The 22209-nt window shown below is 67.1% G+C and carries 21 protein-coding genes; 7 read left to right on the forward strand and 14 right to left on the reverse strand.

Annotation, left to right across the window (positions count from 1 at the left end; genetic code table 11):
• The first annotated feature begins 134 nt into the window (after positions 1-134).
• The 5 genes from GII31_RS15560 (at position 135) to GII31_RS15580 (ending at position 4889) form a co-directional block, all read left to right on the forward strand.
• Positions 135-1034, forward strand: a complete 900-nt coding sequence (locus tag GII31_RS15560; protein ID WP_213244308.1) for an Rv1157c family protein — start codon at positions 135-137, stop codon at positions 1032-1034.
• Between the two features lie 283 nt (positions 1035-1317).
• Positions 1318-2490: a hypothetical protein gene (locus GII31_RS15565; protein ID WP_260840021.1), complete on the forward strand. Its 1173-nt coding sequence runs from the start codon at positions 1318-1320 to the stop codon at positions 2488-2490.
• Complete coding sequence (locus tag GII31_RS15570) at positions 2487-3206, forward strand: lysoplasmalogenase (protein ID WP_213244310.1); 720 nt, start codon at positions 2487-2489, stop codon at positions 3204-3206. Before GII31_RS15565 ends, GII31_RS15570 begins: the two co-directional genes overlap by 4 nt.
• A 58-nt stretch (positions 3207-3264) precedes the next feature.
• The gene (locus tag GII31_RS15575; protein ID WP_213244311.1) at positions 3265-3834 is read left to right on the forward strand and encodes an HhH-GPD-type base excision DNA repair protein; all 570 of its coding nucleotides are present in this window, start codon (positions 3265-3267) and stop codon (positions 3832-3834) included.
• Between the two features lie 125 nt (positions 3835-3959).
• On the forward strand, positions 3960-4889 hold the full coding sequence (locus GII31_RS15580; protein ID WP_213244312.1) for a hypothetical protein: 930 nt from the start codon (positions 3960-3962) through the stop codon (positions 4887-4889).
• A gap of 9 nt (positions 4890-4898) precedes the next feature.
• Here GII31_RS15580 and GII31_RS15585 read toward each other — a convergent pair whose 3' ends face one another.
• From GII31_RS15585 to GII31_RS15630, 10 genes are all read right to left on the reverse strand, one after another.
• A complete protein-coding gene (locus GII31_RS15585) occupies positions 4899-6272 on the reverse strand; it encodes a WS/DGAT/MGAT family O-acyltransferase (RefSeq protein ID WP_213244313.1) in 1374 nt (457 codons plus the stop codon).
• 9 nt (positions 6273-6281) lie between these two features.
• Positions 6282-7955, reverse strand: coding sequence for a S1 family peptidase (locus tag GII31_RS15590; RefSeq protein WP_213244314.1), 1674 nt, complete (start codon positions 7953-7955; stop codon positions 6282-6284).
• Positions 7956-8139: 184 nt separating this feature from the next.
• Complete coding sequence (locus GII31_RS15595; RefSeq protein ID WP_213244315.1) at positions 8140-8556, reverse strand: hypothetical protein; 417 nt, start codon at positions 8554-8556, stop codon at positions 8140-8142.
• Positions 8557-8670: 114 nt separating this feature from the next.
• Entirely contained in the window at positions 8671-9378 is a 708-nt protein-coding gene (locus GII31_RS15600; protein WP_213244316.1) for a GntR family transcriptional regulator, read from the reverse strand.
• 17 nt (positions 9379-9395) lie between these two features.
• Positions 9396-10088 (reverse strand): urea ABC transporter ATP-binding subunit UrtE, encoded by a 693-nt coding sequence (gene urtE, locus GII31_RS15605; protein WP_213244317.1) that lies wholly within the window; start codon positions 10086-10088, stop codon positions 9396-9398.
• A gap of 2 nt (positions 10089-10090) precedes the next feature.
• Positions 10091-10954: an urea ABC transporter ATP-binding protein UrtD gene (gene urtD, locus GII31_RS15610; RefSeq protein WP_213244318.1), complete on the reverse strand. Its 864-nt coding sequence runs from the start codon at positions 10952-10954 to the stop codon at positions 10091-10093.
• Positions 10951-12087 carry an urea ABC transporter permease subunit UrtC gene (gene urtC, locus GII31_RS15615; protein WP_213244319.1) on the reverse strand — a complete coding sequence of 379 codons (1137 nt, stop codon included), beginning with the start codon at positions 12085-12087 and terminating at the stop codon, positions 10951-10953. Before urtC ends, urtD begins: the two co-directional genes overlap by 4 nt.
• Complete coding sequence (urtB, locus tag GII31_RS15620; RefSeq protein ID WP_213244320.1) at positions 12084-12971, reverse strand: urea ABC transporter permease subunit UrtB; 888 nt, start codon at positions 12969-12971, stop codon at positions 12084-12086. Before urtB ends, urtC begins: the two co-directional genes overlap by 4 nt.
• 109 nt (positions 12972-13080) lie before the next feature.
• Positions 13081-14367, reverse strand: a complete 1287-nt coding sequence (urtA, locus tag GII31_RS15625) for an urea ABC transporter substrate-binding protein (RefSeq protein WP_213244321.1) — start codon at positions 14365-14367, stop codon at positions 13081-13083.
• A 342-nt stretch (positions 14368-14709) separates the two neighbouring features.
• Positions 14710-15492, reverse strand: a complete 783-nt coding sequence (locus GII31_RS15630) for an enoyl-CoA hydratase (protein ID WP_213250552.1) — start codon at positions 15490-15492, stop codon at positions 14710-14712.
• 426 nt (positions 15493-15918) lie between these two features.
• On the opposite strand from GII31_RS15630, the gene GII31_RS15635 reads away from it, so the two are divergent.
• Positions 15919-16245, forward strand: a complete 327-nt coding sequence (locus GII31_RS15635) for a transglycosylase family protein (protein WP_213244322.1) — start codon at positions 15919-15921, stop codon at positions 16243-16245.
• A gap of 222 nt (positions 16246-16467) precedes the next feature.
• Here the strand turns inward: GII31_RS15635 and GII31_RS15640 are convergent, their stop codons facing one another.
• The 4 genes from GII31_RS15640 to GII31_RS15655 all read right to left on the reverse strand — a co-directional run bounded on the left by GII31_RS15640 (position 16468) and on the right by GII31_RS15655 (position 20822).
• Positions 16468-17352, reverse strand: a complete 885-nt coding sequence (locus tag GII31_RS15640; protein ID WP_213244323.1) for an SDR family NAD(P)-dependent oxidoreductase — start codon at positions 17350-17352, stop codon at positions 16468-16470.
• A 19-nt stretch (positions 17353-17371) separates the two neighbouring features.
• Complete coding sequence (locus GII31_RS15645) at positions 17372-18709, reverse strand: cytochrome P450 (RefSeq protein ID WP_213244324.1); 1338 nt, start codon at positions 18707-18709, stop codon at positions 17372-17374.
• A gap of 26 nt (positions 18710-18735) precedes the next feature.
• Positions 18736-19707, reverse strand: coding sequence for an oxygenase MpaB family protein (locus tag GII31_RS15650; RefSeq protein WP_213244325.1), 972 nt, complete (start codon positions 19705-19707; stop codon positions 18736-18738).
• A 140-nt stretch (positions 19708-19847) separates the two neighbouring features.
• On the reverse strand, positions 19848-20822 hold the full coding sequence (locus GII31_RS15655; protein ID WP_213244326.1) for a glycoside hydrolase family protein: 975 nt from the start codon (positions 20820-20822) through the stop codon (positions 19848-19850).
• Positions 20823-20975: 153 nt separating this feature from the next.
• Here GII31_RS15655 and GII31_RS15660 point away from each other — a divergent pair, with 153 nt between their 5' ends.
• Positions 20976-22145, forward strand: a complete 1170-nt coding sequence (locus GII31_RS15660; protein ID WP_213244327.1) for a CHAT domain-containing protein — start codon at positions 20976-20978, stop codon at positions 22143-22145.
• Positions 22146-22209 lie beyond the last annotated feature (64 nt).

The following is a 22209-nucleotide window of genomic DNA, read 5'->3' on the forward strand; positions in this document are numbered from 1 at the left end:
GCCTCCTGACTAGTCACCGACGCGATTGTGCGTAGAATGTGCGGCGACCCGCTCCTTGAATCAACCTCTGGGGCACCGACCTTAGGGGGACCTCCCCGCGGCCGGACCCCGATCGACCGATAGGACTCATCACAGTGCGCCTGCCAGCCCACCCGTCCTCGCGTAGCCCCCGGCGCGCGGCTCGCCTGGTCCTCGCGGCAACTGCCATCGCGGCCGCCACGTCGCTGACCGTTCCGGCAGCGCACGCGGCACCCGCATCGAAGTCGGTCGGCCCCAAGTCCATCGGCAACGTCGACAAACGGGTCCTCGACACGATGGGCGTGTTCGCGCCCGCGATCATCGGCGCGGTCACCACCCCCGGCCCCGACGGGAAGGTCAATGCCGGGCTGATCCGGCAGGCCCGCTCGCTCGCGACCGCGCCGGGCGTTCCCGCCGATGCCACCAAGATCTGGAACACGGTGATGGATTTCGTCGGCACACCCGGCGAGAAGAAGTTGATCGCCCAGCAGAAGGCGGCCGGCACGAAGGTCGTTCCCGAGGCCGACACCAAGAAGTACACCAGGAAGAAGGCCGAAAGTGATCCGGTGATCCCGACCGGACCGAATGCCCCGAAGATCCAGGAGTTCCTGTACCCCACCATCGGCATCGGCTGCATGGGCCTGTCCGACGGTTTCACCGCCTCGCTCGGACGGGCCCTGACCACCGCGGGTCCGCAGGAAGCACCCGCTCCCGGCCCCAAGACCGGTGAGGCCGGCTACGTGTACACCGCCCTCGGCACCGGTCCCGCGGTGAAGAACCCCGCCCAGAAGCTGTGGGTGAGCTGGCTCAACATCGACACCGGCCGCAACGGACAGACCGAGCTCAAGCGCAACGAGCGGATCAACGTCGCGGACGGACCCGGCACCTTCACCGGCATCGCCCGCACCGGAAAGGGCCGTGTCATCTCCACCATCCACGGCACGGTGACCACCACGAGCAAGGGCAAGGTCGCCTCGTGCGGTATCGCCCCGACGATCGGCCTGGCCATCATCTGATCGGCGACAGCCGACATTCCACACCGACACCCCCGGCAGCGCCGGGGGTGTCGGTGTTTCTCCACCCCCGGCGCACGCGCGTCCGAGGGAGCGCATTCGGTGGCCGCGACGTCGCAAGAGCATCACGACGCACCACAAGTGGTTGAATTCCCGCCCGATCAATGGTTCGCTAACATCACTAGTAACATCAGCAACATCAGCACCGGCCGCGCCGATACGCCGTGGCCACCAGCCGCAGCACCGGACGTACCACCCGTGGAGTCACCAACGCCGAGGAGAACGCATGGCCGGGAGCCTGAGTACCGGACAAGCACGCAGCCGCACCGGGACGGTCCGGGTCGCGACGGCAACGCTGGCCATCGGCGCCGTGACCGCGTTCGGGGTCGCGCTGCCCGCCGGCACGGCCCAGGCGGCTCCCACGGCCACCGCCCCCAAGGCCACCGCCCAGAAGAACAGCCACCAGAACCCCGGCTCCAAGAAAAAGTCGGCCACCCGTAAGCGCACCACACCGGGGAACAGACTGCCCACCCGCGAGGAGATCGAGGCGATCGCCGTACCCCTCGACCGCGAACTGGCCGGCGTCGTGCGTATGCTCAAGGCCGCCGGAATCGACCAAATGGCGATACAGGCCGCCCAGGTGATCCTGGCCAGCAACGGCCAGTTGTCCGTCGACGCGCTCAACAGCGCGGTGGCCACCGTGTACAACAACATCGGCCGAACGCACCGCGGATACGCCGGCACCCCCACCGAGGCACCGGGAACGGCGGCGGACCGAACCACGACATCACGAACCACAGCATCACGAACCACAGCACCGGGAACCGCGGCACCACGGCCGACGACACGGCCGGACCGGAGTGCAGGGCAGCGGACCGGTCTGCGAACGTTCACCCCGGTGTCGGCGCCCATCTGCACCCGGCCCACCTCCGACAATCCGCTCGGCCTGGCCACTCTCGTCGGGCACCTCAGCGGGCGGTGGCCGGTCGCCGAATCCCCGCGCACCCTCGCGGCGGCGACCCGGGCCCAGAATCTGCCCCGGCTCGTCCTGCCCACCGCGATCGACCCGCGACTCGTCGACACCGGCGAGGTGGCGTTCGCACTGGCACCGGTGACCACACCCACCCCCACGAGCACGACGACAGCCGACCGACGGCTCCGGGCCGCCCCCGCCCCGACCGGGCAGGCCCCGAACAGCAGCGCCGGGAAGAAGACTGCGGCCACCGGCCCGATCCGGATCGCCTGGCTCAACACCACGACGTTGCAGGGCGGATTCGCCGACCTGGTCACCGATGCCACCACCGAAACCCTGCCGCGCGCCCTCGCCTCCTCGCACGGGCTCCGACTGGCCCCGATCAAGTCCCGGTTCGGCACCGAGCTGGCCTTTGTGTCGAACACCTCCCGCGACGATGAACGTGGTTGCTCGTTCGTTCCGGTAATCCGTGTGGCAACCTCATGACACTCTCCCGCCGAACACCGTCACGGGCCGTGATCGCCGCCGGTCTGTACACGGCGAGCGCCGCAGCGGCCACCATCGCCGGCGCCCGCGGGCATCGCCGACTGGCCGCGCTGACCAAACCCCTGCCGATGCTGGTGCTGGGCGCCGTCACGGTATCGACGATCGGCAAGGAGAACACCCGCGCGGCCGACTCCGCATTGCTCGTCGGGGCCGTCGCGTTCTCCGCGGCGGGTGACCGCGCGATGCTGCTGGAGGAATTCGGCACCGATGCCGACCTGCGCGAACGGCACCTGGCGCTGGGCGCAGGCCTGTTCGCGGGCGCACAGGCCTGCCTGTGCGCATTGTTGGTGCGGCGGGGCGCCCGCCCGCGGGTGGCAAAACTCCTGCCGCGACTGGCGCTGCTCGGTGAATCGGCCGTCATCCTTGCCCGCAAGGATCCGGCGGCGCTCCCGGTACTCGGCCCGTACGGCAACGCGCTCGCGACGATGTCGGCGCTGGCCTCCGACGCGCCGCGGCCACAGCCCGCACTGCGCGCCGGCGGGGTGCTGTTCGTTCTGTCCGACCTGGCCATCATCAACCGCCGGTACCTGCTCACCGATCCGCGCTCGCGACTGGTCGCCGAGACATGGGTGCTGGGCTCCTACTTCGCCGCGCAGTGGCTGCTGGTCACCTCGCTGGTCACCGCGACGACCACCCCTGGCCTGCGCACCGACTGATCTGGGCGGGCCGGGGCAGATGGCTGGTGTCGCGGCCAGGGCTCACTACGATGAGCTCATGGCTGAACTCCACATCGCCCAGGACCCGGTCGCCGACGAACTGCTGTCCTCCGACGCCTTCGCGCTGCTCACCGGGATGCTGCTCGACCAGCAATTCCCGATGGAACGCGCCTTCGCCGGACCGGCCAAGATCAAGGAGCGGTTGGGCACCCTCGACCCGGAGGCGATCGCCGCCGCCGACCCCGAGGCGTTCGCCGACCTGTGTGCCACGCCGCCGGCCGTGCACCGGTACGGGCGTTCGATGGCCGCCCGCGTGCAGGCGCTGGCCGCGACCGTGGTGGCCGACTACGACGGTGATGCCGAGAATATCTGGTCGCAGGCCCGCGACGGGCGTGACCTGTTCGCGCGGGTGCGGGCGCTGCCCGGGTTCGGCGAGCAGAAGGCCAAGATCTTCGTGGCCCTGCTGGCCAAACAGCTCGGCGTCAAACCCGCCGGCTGGACCACCGTGACCGGCGACTACAGCAAGACCGGTTTCCGTTCGGTCGCCGATGTCACCGGCCCCGACTCGCTGCAGAAGGTTCGTGACTTCAAAAAGGCGGCGAAGGCCGCCGCCAAGGCGTCGACCTAGCGATCACGGGCGCCGGGCCGGTTCCCCGGGTCGGATTCCCGGACAGATTCCCCCGATGGATTCCATGCGCGCGTTTGCGCAAGGCATGCGCACGGCCCGCACCCGGTGGCCTAGTCTTTGGTCCTATGGATCTGTCCTCGTCCGGAACCTCGCCCCGGGCCCTCGTCGGGCTGCCCTTCCGCATGGGCTTCGCCATCACCGGCGTCGTGCTCACGGCGTCGGAGTCGGCCGTCAACATCGCCCGGGTCACCGCCGACAGCGTGCAGAACGAGATCAACCAGTCCCTCGGGATCGATGACAGCGACGAACTCGGCGTCGCCCGGACCCCGATCGCCCTGTTGACCCAGCTCGCCGATCTGCTCGGCCCCGACCGCCCGTTCGGCCGCATCCTGGCCGCGGGCGGTCCCCTCGAACGACTGCTGGTGCACGGCGGGGTGATCGACCGCCTCGTCGCCAAGGATGGGCTGTTGGAGAAGGCCACCGCCAGGGGTGGTCTGCTCGATCAGATCACCGCCGAGGACGGCATCCTGATGCGGGTTGCCGCGCAGGGCGGCCCCATCGACCGTCTCACCCGTGAGGGCGGCGTGATCGATCAGATCACCGATAACGAGGGAATCCTCGAGCGGCTGACCACCACGGGCGGTGTGCTCGACAAACTCACCGCGCCCGACGGCGTGCTCGACAAGATCAGCGCACCAGGCGGAATCCTGGACCGGATGGTCGAGGACGACGGTCTGCTCGAGCAACTCGTCGGTGAGGGCGGTGCCGTCGAACGCGCGATCGCGCCCGGCGGTCCGCTCGACCGCATCGCCGAACTCACCGAGATGATCGGGCAGCTCGCACCGACACTCATCGCGATGCAGGACACGGTGCACGAACTGTCGGCGACGGTTGATCTGCTCACCCAGAGCGTCGCGCCGCTCGGCGGTCTGGCTGAGCGCCTGCCCAAACGGCTCACGGCGAAACCACGCACACCCGTCGGCGGGTCGTCGGGCCACGGCCAATCGCGGGCACTCGGTTCCTCGACGCCCGAGGACGACAGTCACGAGCGCTGAGCGACGGACTCAGCGGGCCGCACGGCCCTCGCCGTCACCGGTGACCCGGTCGAGTCCGCGGCGCAGCATCGCGATGTAGGAGTCCACGTCCACGATCTCCGGTGACGTGGTCACCGAGATCGCCACGGTCAGGCCGATGCCGTGCACGCCGTGGGTCAGTCCTTGCGCCGGGGACAGCGCCGGGAAGCCGGCCGTGAACCGCACCGCACCCCCGGCCAGCATGAGGTCCGCCGGCCCCCGGTTGACCGACGACACGACGGTGACCCCGGTGACGGTGCTCGGCGGCGTATCGGCCTCGAGTTGCCGGACTCCCCAGTGCGCCAGGAACGCCGGGGTGGCCGATTCGGCGCGCCGGGCCGCGACGGCCACCGGATCGGGGTCGGCCACGAAGCGCCGCGCAACGGCCACCTCCTCGGCGATCCGTGCCATCCGCTCGCCCGCGCCGGTCGACTCCGGGTGCAGCTCGATCGCCGCATTGCGAAAGTTGTTGCGTTGCCCCGCCCGGGGCGGTGTACCGACGGTGAGTTCGATCGCACGTCGCGGCGCCGGACCGAGCAGTTCGTCGAGTGCGAACGAGATCGCGGTCAGCGCGACGACGGTCACGCTGTGATCGGCGGACAGCGACGGGCGCGGCAGCACGATCACACGCAGCGAACGCCGGCTCCCGGGATGCCTGTTGAGCACACCGGCCGGCTGCGGTGCGCGGGTCGGCGTGGCGATTTGTTCTGTTGCGGCCCTGCGGTATTCGATGAATGATCGCATCCCGAACCAGATCATCGAGCCAACCGACACCGGTAGTCGCACCACACCCGCCGCCGCCAGCATCCACCGCATCGTCCGTATCCACCGCACCGCCCCTGTCCACCCCGCGACGTCGCCGGCGGGATCTGTCACCTCGCGACCGCCGGTGCCGAACAGCGCCCGGCAGATGGCAGCGGTTCCGCGCCCGTCCGCGAGCGCGTGACTGACCTGCACGACTGCCACCACGGCCGGGCCGTCGCCACCCCCGTCTCCACACGGCGCATCAGCGATCGGACCGAAAAGGTGTACCCGCCAAGCAGATTCGGCGGGATCAAGCTGATCGTCGATGAGTTCGGCGATCATCGTCAGACACTCGCCCCAGGTGGCCGGGCGATGAACGGCGAACGCGGCGTGATCGACGTCGGCCCGCACCCAGTACGGACGGTCGAGGTCGCCGGGTACGGGCAGGATCCGCAGCCGCAGATCGTTGATCCCACAAGAGCGTTCGCGCAGTCCGGCCATCACCGAAACGAGGTCGACCTGTTCGTGTGGGGCATCGAAGCAGTAGACCACGAACTGGTCGCTGGGCAGCATCGCCGATCGCCAGTACATCGCCGCATCCGGCGCCGACAGTCTCCGCATCCGTCCACGTTACCGATCCGGTTCGGCGGCGGCCGGGTTCGCGGGCAGCGCGATGACCGCCGTCGGCCCCACGATCGTCGGCCCCACAATCGTCGGCCCCGGATCGTTGTCCGCCGTCGCCTGTCGCAGTGATACCTCCGGCGGCCGCCCGCCCGGAACCGCAGCCGCTTGGGGCGTTCCGGTCCGGACCACCGCACCGGTCTGGGGTGTCGGGTTCTGGGGTGTCGGGTTCTGGGGTGTCGGGGGTTGGGCCGCAACCGGAACCGCGACCGGCACCGTCGGCCGCACATGGAGCGGCGCCGGCGAATGTGATGCTGCCCGCATCCCCACCGCCACACCACCGGCCGGGCCTGCCATCATCGTCGGACCACGCCACAGCGGTACGGGCTGGTGCCCGATCTGCTCGCGCGGTACCGGAGGACTGGGCGCCGGATGGTACGGGGGCACCTGCTGGGACACATGCCCGTGCGGCGCCGATCGCACAACCGGGGCGGTATGTACCGGCGGACCGGGCACGGAGACCTGCTGTGGCCGAACCGGAGGAGTCGGCATCGGCGGCCGGGCGAATTGCGCCGCGTCGTAAGGACTGTGCGGCGGCGGCCCGGACGGGGGCAGGTGGAACGCGGGCGGCGGCACGGACCGGCGGCGCCTGCGCAGCCAGATGACGACCAGCATCACGACGATCACCGCGGCAAGCACGCCGGCCAGCACCACCTGCCAGGCCCACACCGACCGCCGGTCCTCCGGTTCCGGTTGCGCCAGAACAACATTGTTTGCCGACAGATACGTCCGCAGGGCCAGGTTGTCGGTGATGAAGTTGAAGCTGTCGTTCTCCTCCGGCAGCGAGTTGCCCGACGAGTTGGTGCCGATCACCTCGCCCCTGGCGTTGACGGTGGGCCCACCGGACATACCGCTGCCCATCGTCGCCGAGACCTCGGTACGGGTGATTCCGGAAACGTCGACCTGCCGGGACGACACGGTTCCGGTCTTGTACGACGGCTGCGGCACCGCGGCACCGCCCGCGTTCGCGCGCACCGCACCGGGAAATCCGACGCTCACCACGTCGTCACCTGGAGTGGGCGTCCTACCGGAGATCACGAGGGGCGACAATTCCCGTACCGGAGCCACCTTGAGAATGGCGTTGTCACCGGCCGTGAACTCCTGAAAGTCCACCACGTGGGCGTCGGCCCACGATCGCAACACCTGACCGGTACCGGCCGGTTGCCGCACCGACACCTCCACCACCGGCCCGGCGGTCTTCTCATCACCCCGGATCAGCCACTCCTGGGCAACGGCCACCTGATACCAGTTGCGCACCCATTCACTGCCCTTGCCCAGTACCTGCGCGGCCTCGGCCAGCAACTTCATCCGCAGTGCGTTGTGGATCTCCTTGTCGGCGCCGTTGACGCAATGCCCCGCGGTGACGATGTAGCCGCGCGGATCGACCACATATCCCGTGCACTGTCCGGCAACCACGTACGAATCCGACCATTGCGTACCGGCTTCGGTGGACATCCTCACCTGTCCGATGAACTGGGTCCTGATGAAGACGAGCGAAGCGCCCACCTTCTCGACCACCGCCGCGTTTCCCTCGTCCGCCGCGGCCACCACACACCACGACCCGTTGAGGCCCGCCAGCAACAGCCCCGACACCAGAACAACACCCACGATCCTGCGTAGCACGCAGCCCCCCTCGTCCCGGCGCCGATCGGCGGCGCCGCCCCCGGTCACCCCGCGGGTACGGTCACGCGAAGTGCGCGAACCCGGCCCGCTGGTCCCAGACCGTACCCGACGGTCGGGCGCCTGTCAGCGACGGACGCGACCACCTGTGGATAGCCGCCCCGCTCCCGAACACCGGGTCACGCGGTCACCTGGGCTCCGGTGTACCCCGGTCCTCCTCGTCGAGCGCACTCACCGTGATGCCGTAAGGCAGGAAACGTACCTTGCGCAGCGGATCGGTGTTGCGGGCGTTGGCGCGCAGCGCGTCCAGTTCGGTGGCGTACACCTGCTCGACGCGAGCACCGCCGCCGTCGTCGACGACGAACACCGCCCACACCCCCGACCCGGTGTCGCCGGTGGTCTCCGGTTCGGGCGCGGGTGCGGTGTGCGGCGCCCTGGGCGCGAATCCGGACTCGAACATCGCCGACCACGCCGCCGGCGCGCCCTTGCTCTCGAACAGCCGCCCGACCACCTCACGCAATTCTTCGCCGGCCTCCCGCGCGAAACGATCGAAGTCCTCGGGGCCGAAACCGAACGGACCGTTGTTCCAGTTGTTGCCTGCCATGATCACATCCCTTGTGTGGGCACCGACGCCTTGTGCCGGGCGCTGCCCTCCAGTGTCCACACCCGGCACCGGGCCCGCCACCGTCACCGTCGCCGATACCGGCGGACGCCCGGGTCAGGCCGGACGGCCGTGGCCCGCGCCGGGTGCGGCCTGCACCAGCCGCCGGGAATCGTCGATGTGGGCGGTCAGCACCGCGCGTGCGGTGTCCAGGTCACCGGCCCGCAGCGCGTCGACGATCACCAGATGGTCCTCGACGATCATCCGTGTCCTGCCCGGTGTCGGATAGTCCAGCAGCCATACGCCGCGGATCTTCTTCTGGACCGCCACCAGCGCCTCGGCCAGGGCGCCGTTGCCCGAGGCGGCGAGCAGCGCCACGTGGAAGCGGTCGTCGGCCAGCACGAAGTCGATGTCGGCCCCGACATCGCCGCCACCGGGTTCCGCACGCATCGCCCGCCACCGGTCGGCCTCCACCGCGAGCACGGCCGGATCGTGCGCCCGGGACAGCCCTGCGCGGACCCGGTCCAGGCCCGCGACCTCGATGAGTGCCCGCGCGTCGTAGTACTCGGCCAGCCCGTCGGCCGGCGACCGCACCGGATACAGCATGGTGCCGCGCCGTTCGACCAGCCCGTCGGAGATGAGCCGGACCAGTGCCTCGCGCACCGGGGTACGCGAGGCACGATATCGTTCGGCCAGGCGCTCCTCGCCCAGTGTTGCTCCCGGGCCGAACTCACCGGCCGCGAGATCCTTGCTCAGTTCTCGATAGATGCGTTGCGACAAGGGCTCTCGCCGCCGCACACGCTTCTTGTCCGTGGTCCCCGACATCTCACCCACCTCGCACGTCAGATGGTCATCGCCTCGCGCACGGCCTGCTCCGAGCCTGCCCCACCGGCACCCGAGGACGTCATCCGCCCGCTTTCGAGGACGTAGTAGCGTTGCGCGGCACCGAGCGCGAACCCGATGTGCTGTTCCACGAGCAGTACGCCCAGACCGCCGCGCTCGGTCAGCGAGGTGATGGTCTGCTCGATCTCGGCGACCACCGACGGCTGGATGCCCTCGGTCGGCTCGTCGAGGATCAGCATCTTCGGTTCGGTGATCAGTGCCCGCGCGATCGCCAGCTGCTGGCGCTGGCCGCCCGAGAGCAGGCCCGCCCGGCGTCCGAGCAGATCCTTGAGTGCCGGGAACAGGTCGAGCATCTCACCGATCAGTTCTTTACCGCGTGTGCGGCCATCGGCCACCACCTGCAGGTTCTCTGCCGTCGTCAGTTGCGGGAAGCTCTGCTGTCCCTGTGGCACATAGGCGATGCCACGGCGCACCCGTCCGCTCGGCCGCAACGACGAGATGTCCTCGCCGTCGAACAGGATCTTTCCCGAGTTCGTCTTCACCAGACCGACCGCCGCCCGCAGCAGGGTGGTCTTGCCGGCGCCGTTGTGTCCCATCACCGCGACCACCCCGTCGGCTGGAACCTCAAGGCTCACACCGTGAATCACTTCCGTCCGGCCGTATCCGGCGCGCACGTCCTCCAAAACCAGCATGCTCACTCCTTCTCCGCGGACGCATCGGCGTCGGCACTCCCGACAGGGGCACTCCCGACAGCGGCGGCGGTACCGAGGTAGACCTCCTGCACCTTCGGGTTGGCCTGCACCTGGGCGACCGACCCTTCGGCGATCACCTTGCCCCGGGCCAGAACCGACACCGACGTGGCGAACGACCGCATGAAATCCATATCGTGCTCGACGACGACGACCGTCCGTTCACCGCCGATACGACGCAGCAACTGACCGGTTTCCTCGCGTTCCTCGCCGCTCATACCGGCCACCGGTTCGTCGAGCAGCAGAACGGACGCGTTCTGCACCAACAGCATTCCGATCTCCAGCCACTGCTTCTGACCGTGTGCGAGCACCCCGGCCTTGGTCTCGCGATGATCGGCCAGACCGATCGTCTCCAGTACCTCGAGAATGTCGTCGGGAATCTGCGCCGGACGCCTGCGCAGCATCGTCCACACCGACCGGCCCGCGCCCGCCGCGATGTCCAGGTTCTGCAACACCGTCAGTTCCTCGAAGACGCTCGCGGTCTGGAAGGTCCGGCCGATGCCGAGCCGGGCGATCTGGTGGACCTTCTTGCCCACCACCTCGACACCCGACTTCTGGATGGAGCCGGTGGCTTTCACCAGACCGGTGATCGCGTCGATGATGGTGGTCTTGCCCGCGCCGTTGGGTCCGATGAGGAAGCGCAGGTCGCCCTGCATCAGAGTCAGGTCCACACCGTCGACGGCCCGAAAGCCGTCGAATTGCACTGCAAGGTTGCGGATCTGCAGGTATTCGCTGTCCATGCCCGCGTTGCCGCCGGCGATCGGTCCCGGGGGCGTGTCGGTGGTGGTTGTCTGTGCGGCCGGACTCATGGCGTCTTGGCCCCTTCCGCGGGTACGGTGCCCGCATCGGTGGTGATGGTCGCGATATCGGAGGTCGCCGACGGATGCGTATCGGACCGCTTCTTCCGGCGACGGGCCACCGCGCCGAGGCCGGCCAGGCCCGCCGGGAAGAATCCGACGACCAAGATGAAGATCAGGCCCTGTGCGTAAGTCCAGCCGGACGGAAAGTTCTCCGACAGGCTCGTCTGCGCCCAGGCCACCGCGATAGCGCCGAGGACGGGTCCGAGCAGTGTGGTGCGTCCGCCGATGGCCACCCCGATGAGGAACGCGATCGAGGGCACCACGCCGATGTCGTTGGGCGAGACGATCCCGACGATCGGTACGAAGAGCGCTCCGGCGATGCTGGCGAACAGTGCGGCCACCGCGTAGGCGACCACCTTCACGTTGGCCGGATCGTAACCGAGGAAGCGGACCCGCTCTTCCTGATCACGCACAGCCACAAGGAGTTCCCCATATCGGCTGTACATGATCTGCCGGGTGATGGCCACGATGATCAGCAATGTCGCCGCGGTGATGAAGAACAGCAGCCGCCGGTTGGCCGGGTCGTTGAGCGCGAGACCGAAGAAGCTCCGGAAGTAGTTGAGGCCGTTGCTGCCGCCGGTGGTCTTCTGCTGACCGATCAGCAGCGTGGCGAACGCGGCCACCAGCGCCTGCGACAGGATCGCGAAGTAGGCGCCCTTGACCTTGCGTTTGAACACCCCGAGACCGAGCACCACCGCGACCAGCACCGGGAGTACCACGATGCCCACGATGGTCACCACCGGTGAGGTGAACGGCACCCAGTAGCCGGGAAGTTCGGTCAGGCCCGCGGTCTGCATGAAGTCGGGCACGTCCTGGCCACGCAGTTCGGCGTCGGCGATCTTCAAGTGCATCGCCATCATGTACGCGCCCAGGCCGAAGAACACGCCCTGCCCGAGGGTGAGCATGCCGCCACGCCCCCAGGCCAGGCCGATACCGACCGCGACGATGCCGAAGCACAGGTACTTGCCCAACTGGTTGAGACGGAAGTCCGAGAGCATCGCGGGGGCGATCGCGAAGAGTACGATCGCGGCGATCGCGAAGCCCGCGTATACCTTCCAGCTGTTCGCGAGATTGTTCCTCACACCAGACTCCTCGTCCGGACCGTGAACAGGCCCTGCGGTTTGACCTGCAACGCGATCACGATGATGACAAACACGATGACCTTCGCCACCGATGCGGTGGTGCTGTATTCGATGAACGAATTGAGCAGGCCGAGAGCGAACGCGGCGATCACCGCGCCCTTGATCTGGCCGAGGCCGCCGAGGACCACCACCAGGAACGCATCCACCAGGTACGACGTCCCGGTGTTGGCGCTGGTCGAACCGATCAGCGTCAGCGCCACACCGGCCACACCTGCCAGGCCCGAACCCACGAAGAAGGTGGTGATGTCGGTGGAACGGCTCGAAATACCGCTCGTCTCGGCCAGATCCCGGTGCTGCACCACTGCCCTGATGCGTCGGCCGGCTGCCGTGTACCGCATGGCGGCGGCCACCGCGCACACGCAGACCAGCGCCAGCACCAGGATGAAGATCCGGGTCTTGGGCACTACCGCGCCGAGGATGTCGTAGGACCCGTCGAGCCAGCCGGGCGCGTCGACATATACCGCGGGCGCCCCGAAGATGTCGCGGGCGAGTTGCTGTAACACCAGTCCCACACCGAAAGTGACCAGCAGCGTGTCGAGCGGGCGATCATACATTCTCCGGATGAGGGTGACCTCCAGCAACACCCCCATCAGGCCCGCGACGATGAACCCGATGAAAAGTGAAACAATCAGCGACACATCGGTATTGGAAACCAGATGTTCCTGGACGGTGTACGCGGTGTATGAGCCGGCCATGATGAAGGCACCGTGCGCCATGTTGATCACGCCCATCTGGCCGAAGGTGAGCGTCAGCCCCAGAGCTGCCAGCAGCAGGATGGAGCCCAGACTCAGGCCGGTGAACGTCTGCCCTATCAGCGTTTCCACGCCTCTCCCTCTCTATGTCGGTTGCCTCGCCGGGCGAGGACACGAACCACCGACACCGCCCGGCCGGCCGCACGCATGGCGCGCCGACGCGGCCGGGCGGTGTCGTCGGCTATCCCAGACCCTCGGCCCAGTCGTAGCCCTTGAGGTAGGGGTCCGGCTCGATGGGCTGGCCCGAATCCCAGACGGTGTAGATCAGACCGTCGTCACGGATCTCACCGATCCGGGCGGTCTTGGTGATGTGGTTGTTCTCGGCGTTGATGGTCACAGTGCCCTCAGGGGCGTCGAAACTCACTCCGCCGGACGCCTTCTGCACGTCCGGAACCGCGAACGAGTTGGCCTTCTCCACCGACTTCTTCCACAGGAACACCGAGGTGTAGGCCGCCTCCATCGGATCGGAGGTGGGCTTGTCGGCGCCGTATCTGGCCTTGTACGCCTCGACGAACGCCTTGTTGGCGGGGGTGTCGACGGTCTGGTAGTAGTTCCAGGCGGTCAGCTGGCCCTCGATGTTCTGCACGCCGATGCCGCCGACCTCCTCCTCTGCGATCGACACCGACACCACGGGCATCGTCGCCGGGGTCAGTCCGACGTTCTTGTACTCGCGGAAGAAGGCGACGTTGGAGTCACCGTTGAGCGTGTTGAACACGGCACCGGCGTTCGACGCGCGAACCTTGTTGACGATGGTGGAGAAGTCCGTCGAGCCGAGCGGCGTGTAGTCCTCGCCCTTGATCTCGATGCCGTTCGCACCGGCGTACGCCTTGATTATCCGGTTCGCGGTCTGCGGGAATACATAGTCACTGCCCACCAGATACAGCGAAGTGATTCCCTTTTCCTTCAGATAGTCCAGAGCGGGAACAATCTGCTGATTGGTGGTGGCGCCGGTGTAGAAGATGTTCTTCGACGATTCCAGGCCCTCATACTGGACCGGATAATAGAGCAGCGCGTTCTTGTCCTCGAACACCGGGAGCATCGCCTTGCGGCTGGAGGAGGTCCAGCCACCGAACACCGCGGCCACACAATCGCCGCTGATCAGCTTCTCGGCCTTCTCCGCGAACACCGTCGGCTCCGAGGCCCCGTCCTCGCCGACCAGGTCGATCTGCTTGCCCAGCACACCGCCGGAGGCGTTGATCTGCTCAACCGCGAGTTTGATTGAATCACGAACTGTCACTTCGGAAATAGCCATCGTACCGGACAGCGAATTGAGCGATCCGACCTTGATCTTGGCACCCGAGGTGTCCACGCACGACGCCGCCGAGGACGAACTCTCCTCATCCGCAGAAGCACCGCAGGCACTCAGCGCCACCGCCACCACCGACAATGCGGCGGGCAGCGCCAGCGCGAGGCGGCGGGAATTTCGGCGGCGAGACGACGCGGGCCGCGTCGTGAGGTCTGACGACATAGATGAACCTTTCTAAGAGCAGAACATGATGACACCGGGAAAGGGAGCGCATCACAAGCACGAGTACAGCACTTGGCGCCACATAATCATCGTTGAACACCGGGCGCGGGATAACCACGTACACAAGGTTTGTATACAAGAGAGAAAGATAGGGGTGGCGTGTTACTGACGCGTGAATCGCGATGAACAACCGGTTTCCGGGTCGTTACCACCACGATTTCTCGATAGTGCAGAGTGTCCGCCACAGAAAAACCCGCCGACGTTGCCGTCGGCGGGTTCTCGTCGACCCAGGTCGCAGGGCGGGTCCACCGCGCACGGGTGACGGTGCGGTTCAGCGCGCGATCATCGATCACTCCACACCGGTCGCCGCTTCTCCAGGAACGCCGCGATCCCCTCCTGCGCGTCACAGGTCATCGCGTTGTCGGCCATGGTCGCCGCCATCATCGAATAGGCATCGGGCTCGGTGGCGTCAACCTGCGCATAGAACGCCCGCTTACCGATGGACAATGTCGACCTGCTCGATCCGGCGATCCGCAGGGCCAACTCGCGCACCGCACCGGCCAGCTCGTCCGGTGCCACTACATCGTTGACCAAACCCCACTCGGCCGCGGTGATCGCGTCTATCCGATCGCCGGTCAGCAGCATCTTCATCGCACGCTTGCGGCCCACCGCGCGGGTCAGTGCCACCATCGGCGTCGAACAGAACAACCCGATCCGCACCCCGGGTGTACTGAAGGTCGCCTCGGTCGACGCGACGGCCAGGTCGCAGGCGGCCACCAGCTGGCACCCGGCGGCGAAGGCCGCGCCGGCCACCTCGGCGATCACCGGCCGGTCGAGGTCATGGACTGCGGTCATCAGCTCCACGCAGGTATCGAAGACCGCACGCTCGTCCTCCTGCGTCCGATCGCGCAGTTCTGCCAGATCGTGCCCGGCCGAGAAGGCGGGTCCGTCCGCCCGCACTATGACCACGCGAACACCCTCGTTCTCCCCCAGCGCGCGCAAGGCCTCCGTGACCGCCGTCATCGTGGCCGCCGAAAGCGGGTTTCGCCTGCGCGCGGCGTTCAGGGTGATGATGCCCAGCGGCGCCTCGACCTCCACAACCACCGGCACGGGAGTGTCCTGCATCACACTCGACGCTTGATCGGTGACGGAGTCACTGTTGCTCATGCGCGTAGTCCCTTCATCGGCGATCCGTACCACCCCAGTCAACACCGATATCGACCAGGATTCACCTGGCCGCATTGCTAGTTTCTCGCGAATCCGCGCCGGCCATACCCCGGCGAGTTGATGAAAGAACTACTTATATTTGAGTGATTGGTTTCACAATTCGACAGTGTTATCCGTCACATTTCGATTCACAATCTGCTTTTGTAATTGTTTACAAATAGCAGCGATATGCAGGCAAAATGCCAAACAACAAAGGTGTTATCCGACTGTTATCCGCTCGTCGCAGGTCACGAATGCGATGTGACCGCGCCGTTATCGGCCTCTAGTGTCGTCACCGGTCCGAGAATCGCACCGCCGACACAGGGCGGACGACAGGAGGAAACGATGACGACCACCATGAAGAAGTTCGCCGCCCGAGCCGGCGTTATCGGCGTACTGGCCGCGGTGCCCTTCGGTCTGGCTACCGCCACCGCATCTGCCGCCGGCCACAACTGGGACGCGGTCGCAGCGTGCGAAAGCGGCGGCAACTGGGGCATCAACACCGGAAACGGCTACTACGGCGGCCTGCAGTTCTCGCCGTCCACCTGGGCCGCCAACGGTGGCTACGGCATGCCGCACCTGGCTCCGCGCGACGAGCAGATCCGCGTCGCCGAGAACACCCTGGTGAGCCAGGGCCCCGGCGCATGGCCGGTGTGCGGCGCTTACCTGTAAGCACCGCCGAACCGGGCTGTGGGCCTCACGGCCCACCGAGGGCACATCGCAGGGCCGACCGCGCCCCGATGCAGCCACCCTCATGGCCACCGAAGGGCGGCCCCGTCATGGGGCCGCCCTTCGGCGTTCGGGAACGCGCCCGTCAGGGCCGCGCGATCCGTATCCACCCGGCACGGTGGCCCGAAGCCACCCGTGTGCGTCCGGCCCGTCCGGTCCCCGGGGTCACCCGGTCTGTGCGGTCCGTGGACGACTGACCGGACCCGCGATACGTCGCGAGTACTCGTCCCGTGCGCCCGCGTCATAGTCCAGGAAGATCCGGTCGATCCCGGTCGACCGGCGCAGCCGCCGCTTCATCCCCTCGCCGAGCATCGCGTTGGTGTGCACCCAGCGCATGTTCTCGGGTGCGGTCACCCGGACACGCGGCCGGGCGACGACCTGGACGATCACCCGCGCGACGTCGTCGGGTTCGACCGCACGTACGACGCTGTTGGTCTGCAGTCCCGAGATGAGCCCGGTCCGGGCAAATGTCGGCAGAACCGCGGACACCCGCACTCCCTGGCCTTCGAGCTCGGCGTCGAGCGCCTCGGAGAATTCGATCACCCCTGCTTTGACACCGTTGTAGACGGTGAGTCCCGGTGTCGCCATCCGCCCCGCGACCGAGGCGATGTTGATGATGTGCCCGGAACCGCGTTCGACCATCCGCCGGGCGGCGAGCTGTGACCCGGTGTACACCCCGAGCAAGTCGATTTCGACGGTGCGCCGGATGATCGCCGGATCGTAGTCGAGGAACGATCCGACCGGCATGATGCCCGCGTTGTTGATGAGCACGTCGATCGGCCCGAGCCGTTCCTCGACTCCGTCGAGCCAGTCCGCATACGATCCGCCTTCGGTGACATCGACCCCACCGCCGTCGATCCCGATCTCTGCGGCCGCCTTTGCCACCGCATCGGCGTCGACATCGCCGATCGCCACCACCGCTCCGGCCTCGGTGAGCAATTGCGCTGTCCGAAAGCCGATTCCACGGGCTCCGCCGGTGATACCGACGACCTTTCCGCTCACTGATCCGCGCGGGCCGGCCTGTCTCCGGCCCCTCCATATCCTGCTCATGTCGTTCCGATCCGTGTCGTCAGCGTCGGTGGATGAACACCGGCAGGTTATCCTTGGGTACCGGCAGCGCGCTGTAGTTCATCGGTACCTCGTAGTCGTCCGGTACCGACCATTCGAATTCACGCAGTAGCCGGTGCATCACCGTCTTGATCTCCATCTGCCCGAAGTGCAGCCCGATACATTTGTGCGCCCCGCCGCCGAACGGCGACCACGCCATCCGGTGTCCGCGGTCCTCCGCACGCTCGGGCGAGAAGCGATCGGGATCGAAGACGTCGGGGTTGGTGAAGTAGGCCGGATCGCGGTGATTGGTCTGTTGCAGCACCGCCACGATCGACCCCTCGGGAATGTGGTACCCCTGGACCTCGGTGTCCTTCAGCGCCATCCGCGGCATCGCGGGAACCGGTGGGCACATCCGCAGCGATTCCCGCATGATCAGGTCGAGGTCGGTGAACCTGTTCAGCGTGTCGAAGCCGATCTCCGGCTCGAGCTCAAGGGACTGTTCCCTGGCCCGGTCCTGCCACTGCGGGTTCTTGGCCGTCCAGTACACCATCTGTGACATGGTCATCGTGGAAGTGTCGTGCGCGGCCATCAGGACGAAGATCATGTGGTTGACCACGTCCTCGTCGGTGAACCGGTCACCGTCCTCACTCTCGGCGTGGCACAGCGCCGAGAACAGGTCGGGGGTCTCATGGGCACGTTTGGCGGCGATGTTGGCGTAGAAGAATTCCTCGAGCACCTTCCGAGAGCGCAGACCCCGCCACCAGCGACCGCCCGGAACGGGGTGACGCACCAGGGCGGTCCCTGCGGCCACGGTGTCGATGAAGGCCTTGTTCAGCTTGTCCGCCTCCGCGCGGGGCAATTCCACACCGAGAAAGACCTCCAGCGCCACGTCCAGCGTCAACTGCTTGATCCAGCTGAACATCTCCACCTGGCCGGTCGGGAGCTGATGTACCCGCTCGGCGATCACCGGCTGCATCTCCTGCAGATAGCCCTTCAGCGCGGTGGGAGTGAACGCCGCCTGCAGGATCCGGCGGTGATAGCGGTGCTCATCGAAGTCCATCAGCATGACACCGCGATGGAAGAACGGCCCGATGAAGAAGCTCCACGCCGGACCGTTGGCGAAGGCCTTGTCCTTGTTCATCAGGATCTCCTGCGCACCGGCCGCGCCGGACACGTTGACGATCTTGATCCCGAAGGCGTTCATACCCGAGATCGGACCCATCGCCGCCACCCGTTTGGCAGTTTTTTCGTATGGGTCACGTCGTGTCGTAAGAACATCGATCACGCCCGGCACGTTGGAGCACGGCACCGGCTTCAATCCACTGCCGGCGGGTGCGGGGGCGAGGTAATTGGTCATCTCGATCACTCCTGACGTTCGGGCTGTTATCGTCCGTTGTTGATCCGGCGGGGGTCGACCCCGGTCCGCGCCCACGCCTGCGCCGCCCATGGGGTGTACAGCTTATCCACCGGCAGCCTGTTGATGACGGGGTTCAGCGCCCTGATGAGAGCGGCCATCCGGTCGAAGCGCTTCTGCATCCGGTCGTTCCACTCGAGTTGGCACACCTCGCGCATCTGGCGGGGCAGCGTGCCGATGACGAGGGTGCGCACCAGGGCGTTCACCGGAACCGAGACGATCGACCACACCGCGGGCGGAACCCGCTTGGGTCGCGGCAGACCTTTTCGCAGGTAACCGGTCGCGTACATGATGGTCTTGGTCGGCACGAAGCGCTCGAGCATGTCGTCCCAGTAGGTGAGGAACTCCTCGTACGTCTGGGGCTCGGCGCGGTCGTCGACACCGTAGAGCGCGTACCAGCGCTTGCTCTCCTCGAAGATCTGCGCCTTCTCTTCGTGGCTGAGCCTGCGGATGAAGGTGTCGGCGACGTAGATGACCTGATCGACGAAGGTGGCGTGCGCCCAGTAGAACAGCTCCGGGTTCATCGCGTGGTACGACGATCCGTCACTGTCGACGGTGCCCTTGATGTTGCGATGGAAGTCGCGGACCTTACGCCCCCAGGCGTGCGGTTCGGCGCTGTAGACGGTGCTCATGATCGGCGGCACGGTACGCTCGGCCCGGCCCATGAAGTCGGAGAAGATCACCGAATGGTCCTCGACACCCTTGGCGAGTTGCTCGATGCAGTTCTCGGTGCCGGCCACACGCTGGAAGCCCAGGACCTGCCGGTGGTCGCCGTAGTACTTCCACACCAGCGAGTGCGGCCCCAGCGGCTCGACCTGGTTGACCTCGGCGGTGGACACCGGCATCGGGCGCGCCTGCCGCACCCCGTCCTCGAAGGTCGGGGCGGCGTCGTTCGCCACTGCATCACGCGTATCGGGGGTGGTGCTGTCGGCAAGGGTCATCGACTACTCCAGGCATCTGACTCGCGACGATCCGGACTGTTGGAATGGATCGGCTAGTTTGTTTCTTTGATGCTCAAAGTAGCACGTGATGAACACCACAACCAGACCTGCCTTCGCGCCCTCCCGCCGAGTCGCTCCTCTCAGCCCACCGGAATCCCGGGCTCTCTCAGCACACTGAAGTGACGAACCGTCCCGGACAGCCCGGGCAACTCCTTCGGCGTCGACCAGGTGGTCAGATCCGCGCTGTCGGAGTACAGGTACTTGCGTTCGGCGTAGGCGTCGAGGTACATCCGCCACTTTCCGTCCGGCAGTTCGATGACCGCCGGGCCCTCAATGAGGTGCCCCCACTTTCCCGGTGACACAAATGAATACGGTCCCCGCAGCGCCGGCGCGACGGCATGCTCGATGAGCTTCTTCGTCTCGTTCTTGGTGAACGCGTGATAGAGCGACCCGACCTTCACCACGGTGGTGTCGATATGGTCGGCACCGATCCCGGCGATGGGCACCGGCCAGCCCCACTTCCGCAGTGACGAATCGGTCGCGGTGAGCAGGTACGGCACAAATCCGCCACCGGTGGAGAGGGAGACGATGATGTGCACGCGGTCACCGTCGACGAACCACTCGGGTGCCCATGCCTTGGTGGTGAACGGCGACAACGACGGTCCGTCCCTGAACCCCGCCGAGCCGGAGAACAGCGGCGGTGCGACCGGGCCTTTTCCGTCACCGGTCCCCCACAGAAAGGCACAGCACAGCGGCAACGGCACAGTGCGCACATGCTCCCAGCCGAGGCGGTCGGAGCTGCGCGCGATACCGATGGTGGCACCGTCGGCGGTGGTATAGGTGACGTAATACATGCCGTCGGTGTGCCTGACGATGCTCGGATCGCGCACATACCCGACCGCGGGCCGGTACGCTGACTTTCCGATCATCGTGAAGTCGGTGCCGTCCGGCGACTCGTACACATCCATATCTCGGGCACTGGCACTGCTGAATCCGACCAGGGTGTACCGCCACTGCGGCGCGGGCTCGGCCCGCACCACTCCCGGTGCCATCAGAAACACACCCGCGATCAGCACCGTCCCCAGCACCACAGCACATCGCCGCGCAACAGTCATCACACCAGTATCAACAACCTCATACGTGACATCCCGGAGTGCTCCCGAATCGTTACCCGCAAACTTCGTCCGATATGGCGGTCGGCTCGGGCATATGTCCGAGCGGGCCGCCATATCGGACGAAGTTTGCGGGGCGGCTGGCACACTTCAGTAGTGCCCGACACACAGACGCTGCTGGTCAAGTTCGCCGAGGCCGGCGACGCATACCTGACGTGGCGATGGATTCGCGCCGACGGCCCCGACCCGTTCACAGGGGTCGCCGCGATCGGCGCCGCCCAGATAGCCGCGGTCCGCGACACGCTCGCCCGCGCGGTACCCGATGCCCTGCCGGGTGAAACGGTGTCCGAGGGTATCGACCGGGCACTGCTGCGCGGACCGTTCTCGCATCCCGAATCGACGGCGCGGCTGGCCCGCGACCTCAGCCGGGTATTGCTGCCGGACGACCTCGTGGCGGCGATCCGGCAGGCTCCGCACCGCCCGCTGCTGCGCATCCAGCCGAGTGAATCGCTGACCCGGGTGCCGTGGGAGATGCTGCTGATCGACGACACCACCGTCGACGACCTCGCCGACGTGGTGTCCTCGGCTCCGTCGAGTGTGCCGCGCCGCCGCTCCACCGATCGGCCGGGCGGCCCGGCGGTGGCCGTGATAGATCCGCGCATCCCCGGACAGTCGGCCTCCTCCGCACTCGGATCGGTTCTGGGCAGACCTGCCGACAACTCCCCGCTGGCCGCGCTCATGCGCGACTCGGCCGGCATCCATCCCATGGTATCGAGCTACCGCGAACTGGCCAGGCGTACCGACATCGACCGGGAATGGCTGCGCGAGAACATGATCAGTGCTTCTCGCCTGCTGTACGTGGGGCATGTCAGCGCCGCCGAGACCACCGGCGAGAGCGTCGACGCTGCGCTGCACCTGTGCTGCACCGACAACGGTGGCGCACACCTCCCACTCCGGGCCCACGACATGCTCACCGGCGACTACATGTTCCCGCCGCGCACGGCGCTGATCGGCTGCAACTCCGGTGGCGACCTCGCCCACCCCGACGGGATGGGGTTGTCGATGGCCGCGCTGGCGGCCGGCGCGCATCTGGTGACGGCCACCCGGTGGGCGGTGCCCACCAACCGGGCGCTCGCCCGGGCGGGCGATCTCGGTGACCGTGCGCCGCTGGAGGAACTGGTCCTGGCCGTCGACGCCGCGCATCGTGGTGATGACCCGGTCGGCGACCTGCGGCGCGGGCAGACCGAATCCCGCACACGCTGGTACGACGACGGCCGACCCGCCGACAATCCGTTGCTGTGGTCGGCACTCACCACCACCGTGTGATGTGGATATCGCGCACAACCTGTGATCGGTAGGCCGATCACGCTTCTAGGTTTCTTCTCAGCGG

It is taken from the genome of Gordonia pseudamarae (genome assembly GCF_025273675.1).
Taxonomy (GTDB): Bacteria; Actinomycetota; Actinomycetes; order Mycobacteriales; family Mycobacteriaceae; genus Gordonia; species Gordonia pseudamarae.

Excerpts from the sequence above, each read along its gene's own strand:
- GII31_RS15630 (WP_213250552.1), bottom strand. The coding sequence starts at position 15,492 with ATGCAGGACACTCCCGTGCCGGTGGTTGTGGAGGTCGAGGCGCCGCTG.
- GII31_RS15580 (WP_213244312.1), top strand. The coding sequence starts at position 3,960 with ATGGATCTGTCCTCGTCCGGAACCTCGCCCCGGGCCCTCGTCGGGCTG.
- GII31_RS15645 (WP_213244324.1), bottom strand. The coding sequence starts at position 18,709 with ATGACCAATTACCTCGCCCCCGCACCCGCCGGCAGTGGATTGAAGCCG.
- GII31_RS15600 (WP_213244316.1), bottom strand. The coding sequence starts at position 9,378 with ATGTCGGGGACCACGGACAAGAAGCGTGTGCGGCGGCGAGAGCCCTTG.
- urtD (WP_213244318.1), bottom strand. The coding sequence starts at position 10,954 with ATGAGTCCGGCCGCACAGACAACCACCACCGACACGCCCCCGGGACCG.
- GII31_RS15640 (WP_213244323.1), bottom strand. The coding sequence starts at position 17,352 with ATGAGCAGGATATGGAGGGGCCGGAGACAGGCCGGCCCGCGCGGATCA.
- urtE (WP_213244317.1), bottom strand. The coding sequence starts at position 10,088 with ATGCTGGTTTTGGAGGACGTGCGCGCCGGATACGGCCGGACGGAAGTG.
- GII31_RS15575 (WP_213244311.1), top strand. The coding sequence starts at position 3,265 with ATGGCTGAACTCCACATCGCCCAGGACCCGGTCGCCGACGAACTGCTG.
- GII31_RS15635 (WP_213244322.1), top strand. The coding sequence starts at position 15,919 with ATGACGACCACCATGAAGAAGTTCGCCGCCCGAGCCGGCGTTATCGGC.
- GII31_RS15570 (WP_213244310.1), top strand. The coding sequence starts at position 2,487 with ATGACACTCTCCCGCCGAACACCGTCACGGGCCGTGATCGCCGCCGGT.
- GII31_RS15585 (WP_213244313.1), bottom strand. The coding sequence starts at position 6,272 with ATGCGGAGACTGTCGGCGCCGGATGCGGCGATGTACTGGCGATCGGCG.
- GII31_RS15655 (WP_213244326.1), bottom strand. The coding sequence starts at position 20,822 with ATGACTGTTGCGCGGCGATGTGCTGTGGTGCTGGGGACGGTGCTGATC.
- urtA (WP_213244321.1), bottom strand. The coding sequence starts at position 14,367 with ATGTCGTCAGACCTCACGACGCGGCCCGCGTCGTCTCGCCGCCGAAAT.
- GII31_RS15650 (WP_213244325.1), bottom strand. The coding sequence starts at position 19,707 with ATGACCCTTGCCGACAGCACCACCCCCGATACGCGTGATGCAGTGGCG.
- GII31_RS15595 (WP_213244315.1), bottom strand. The coding sequence starts at position 8,556 with ATGGCAGGCAACAACTGGAACAACGGTCCGTTCGGTTTCGGCCCCGAG.
- GII31_RS15565 (WP_260840021.1), top strand. The coding sequence starts at position 1,318 with ATGGCCGGGAGCCTGAGTACCGGACAAGCACGCAGCCGCACCGGGACG.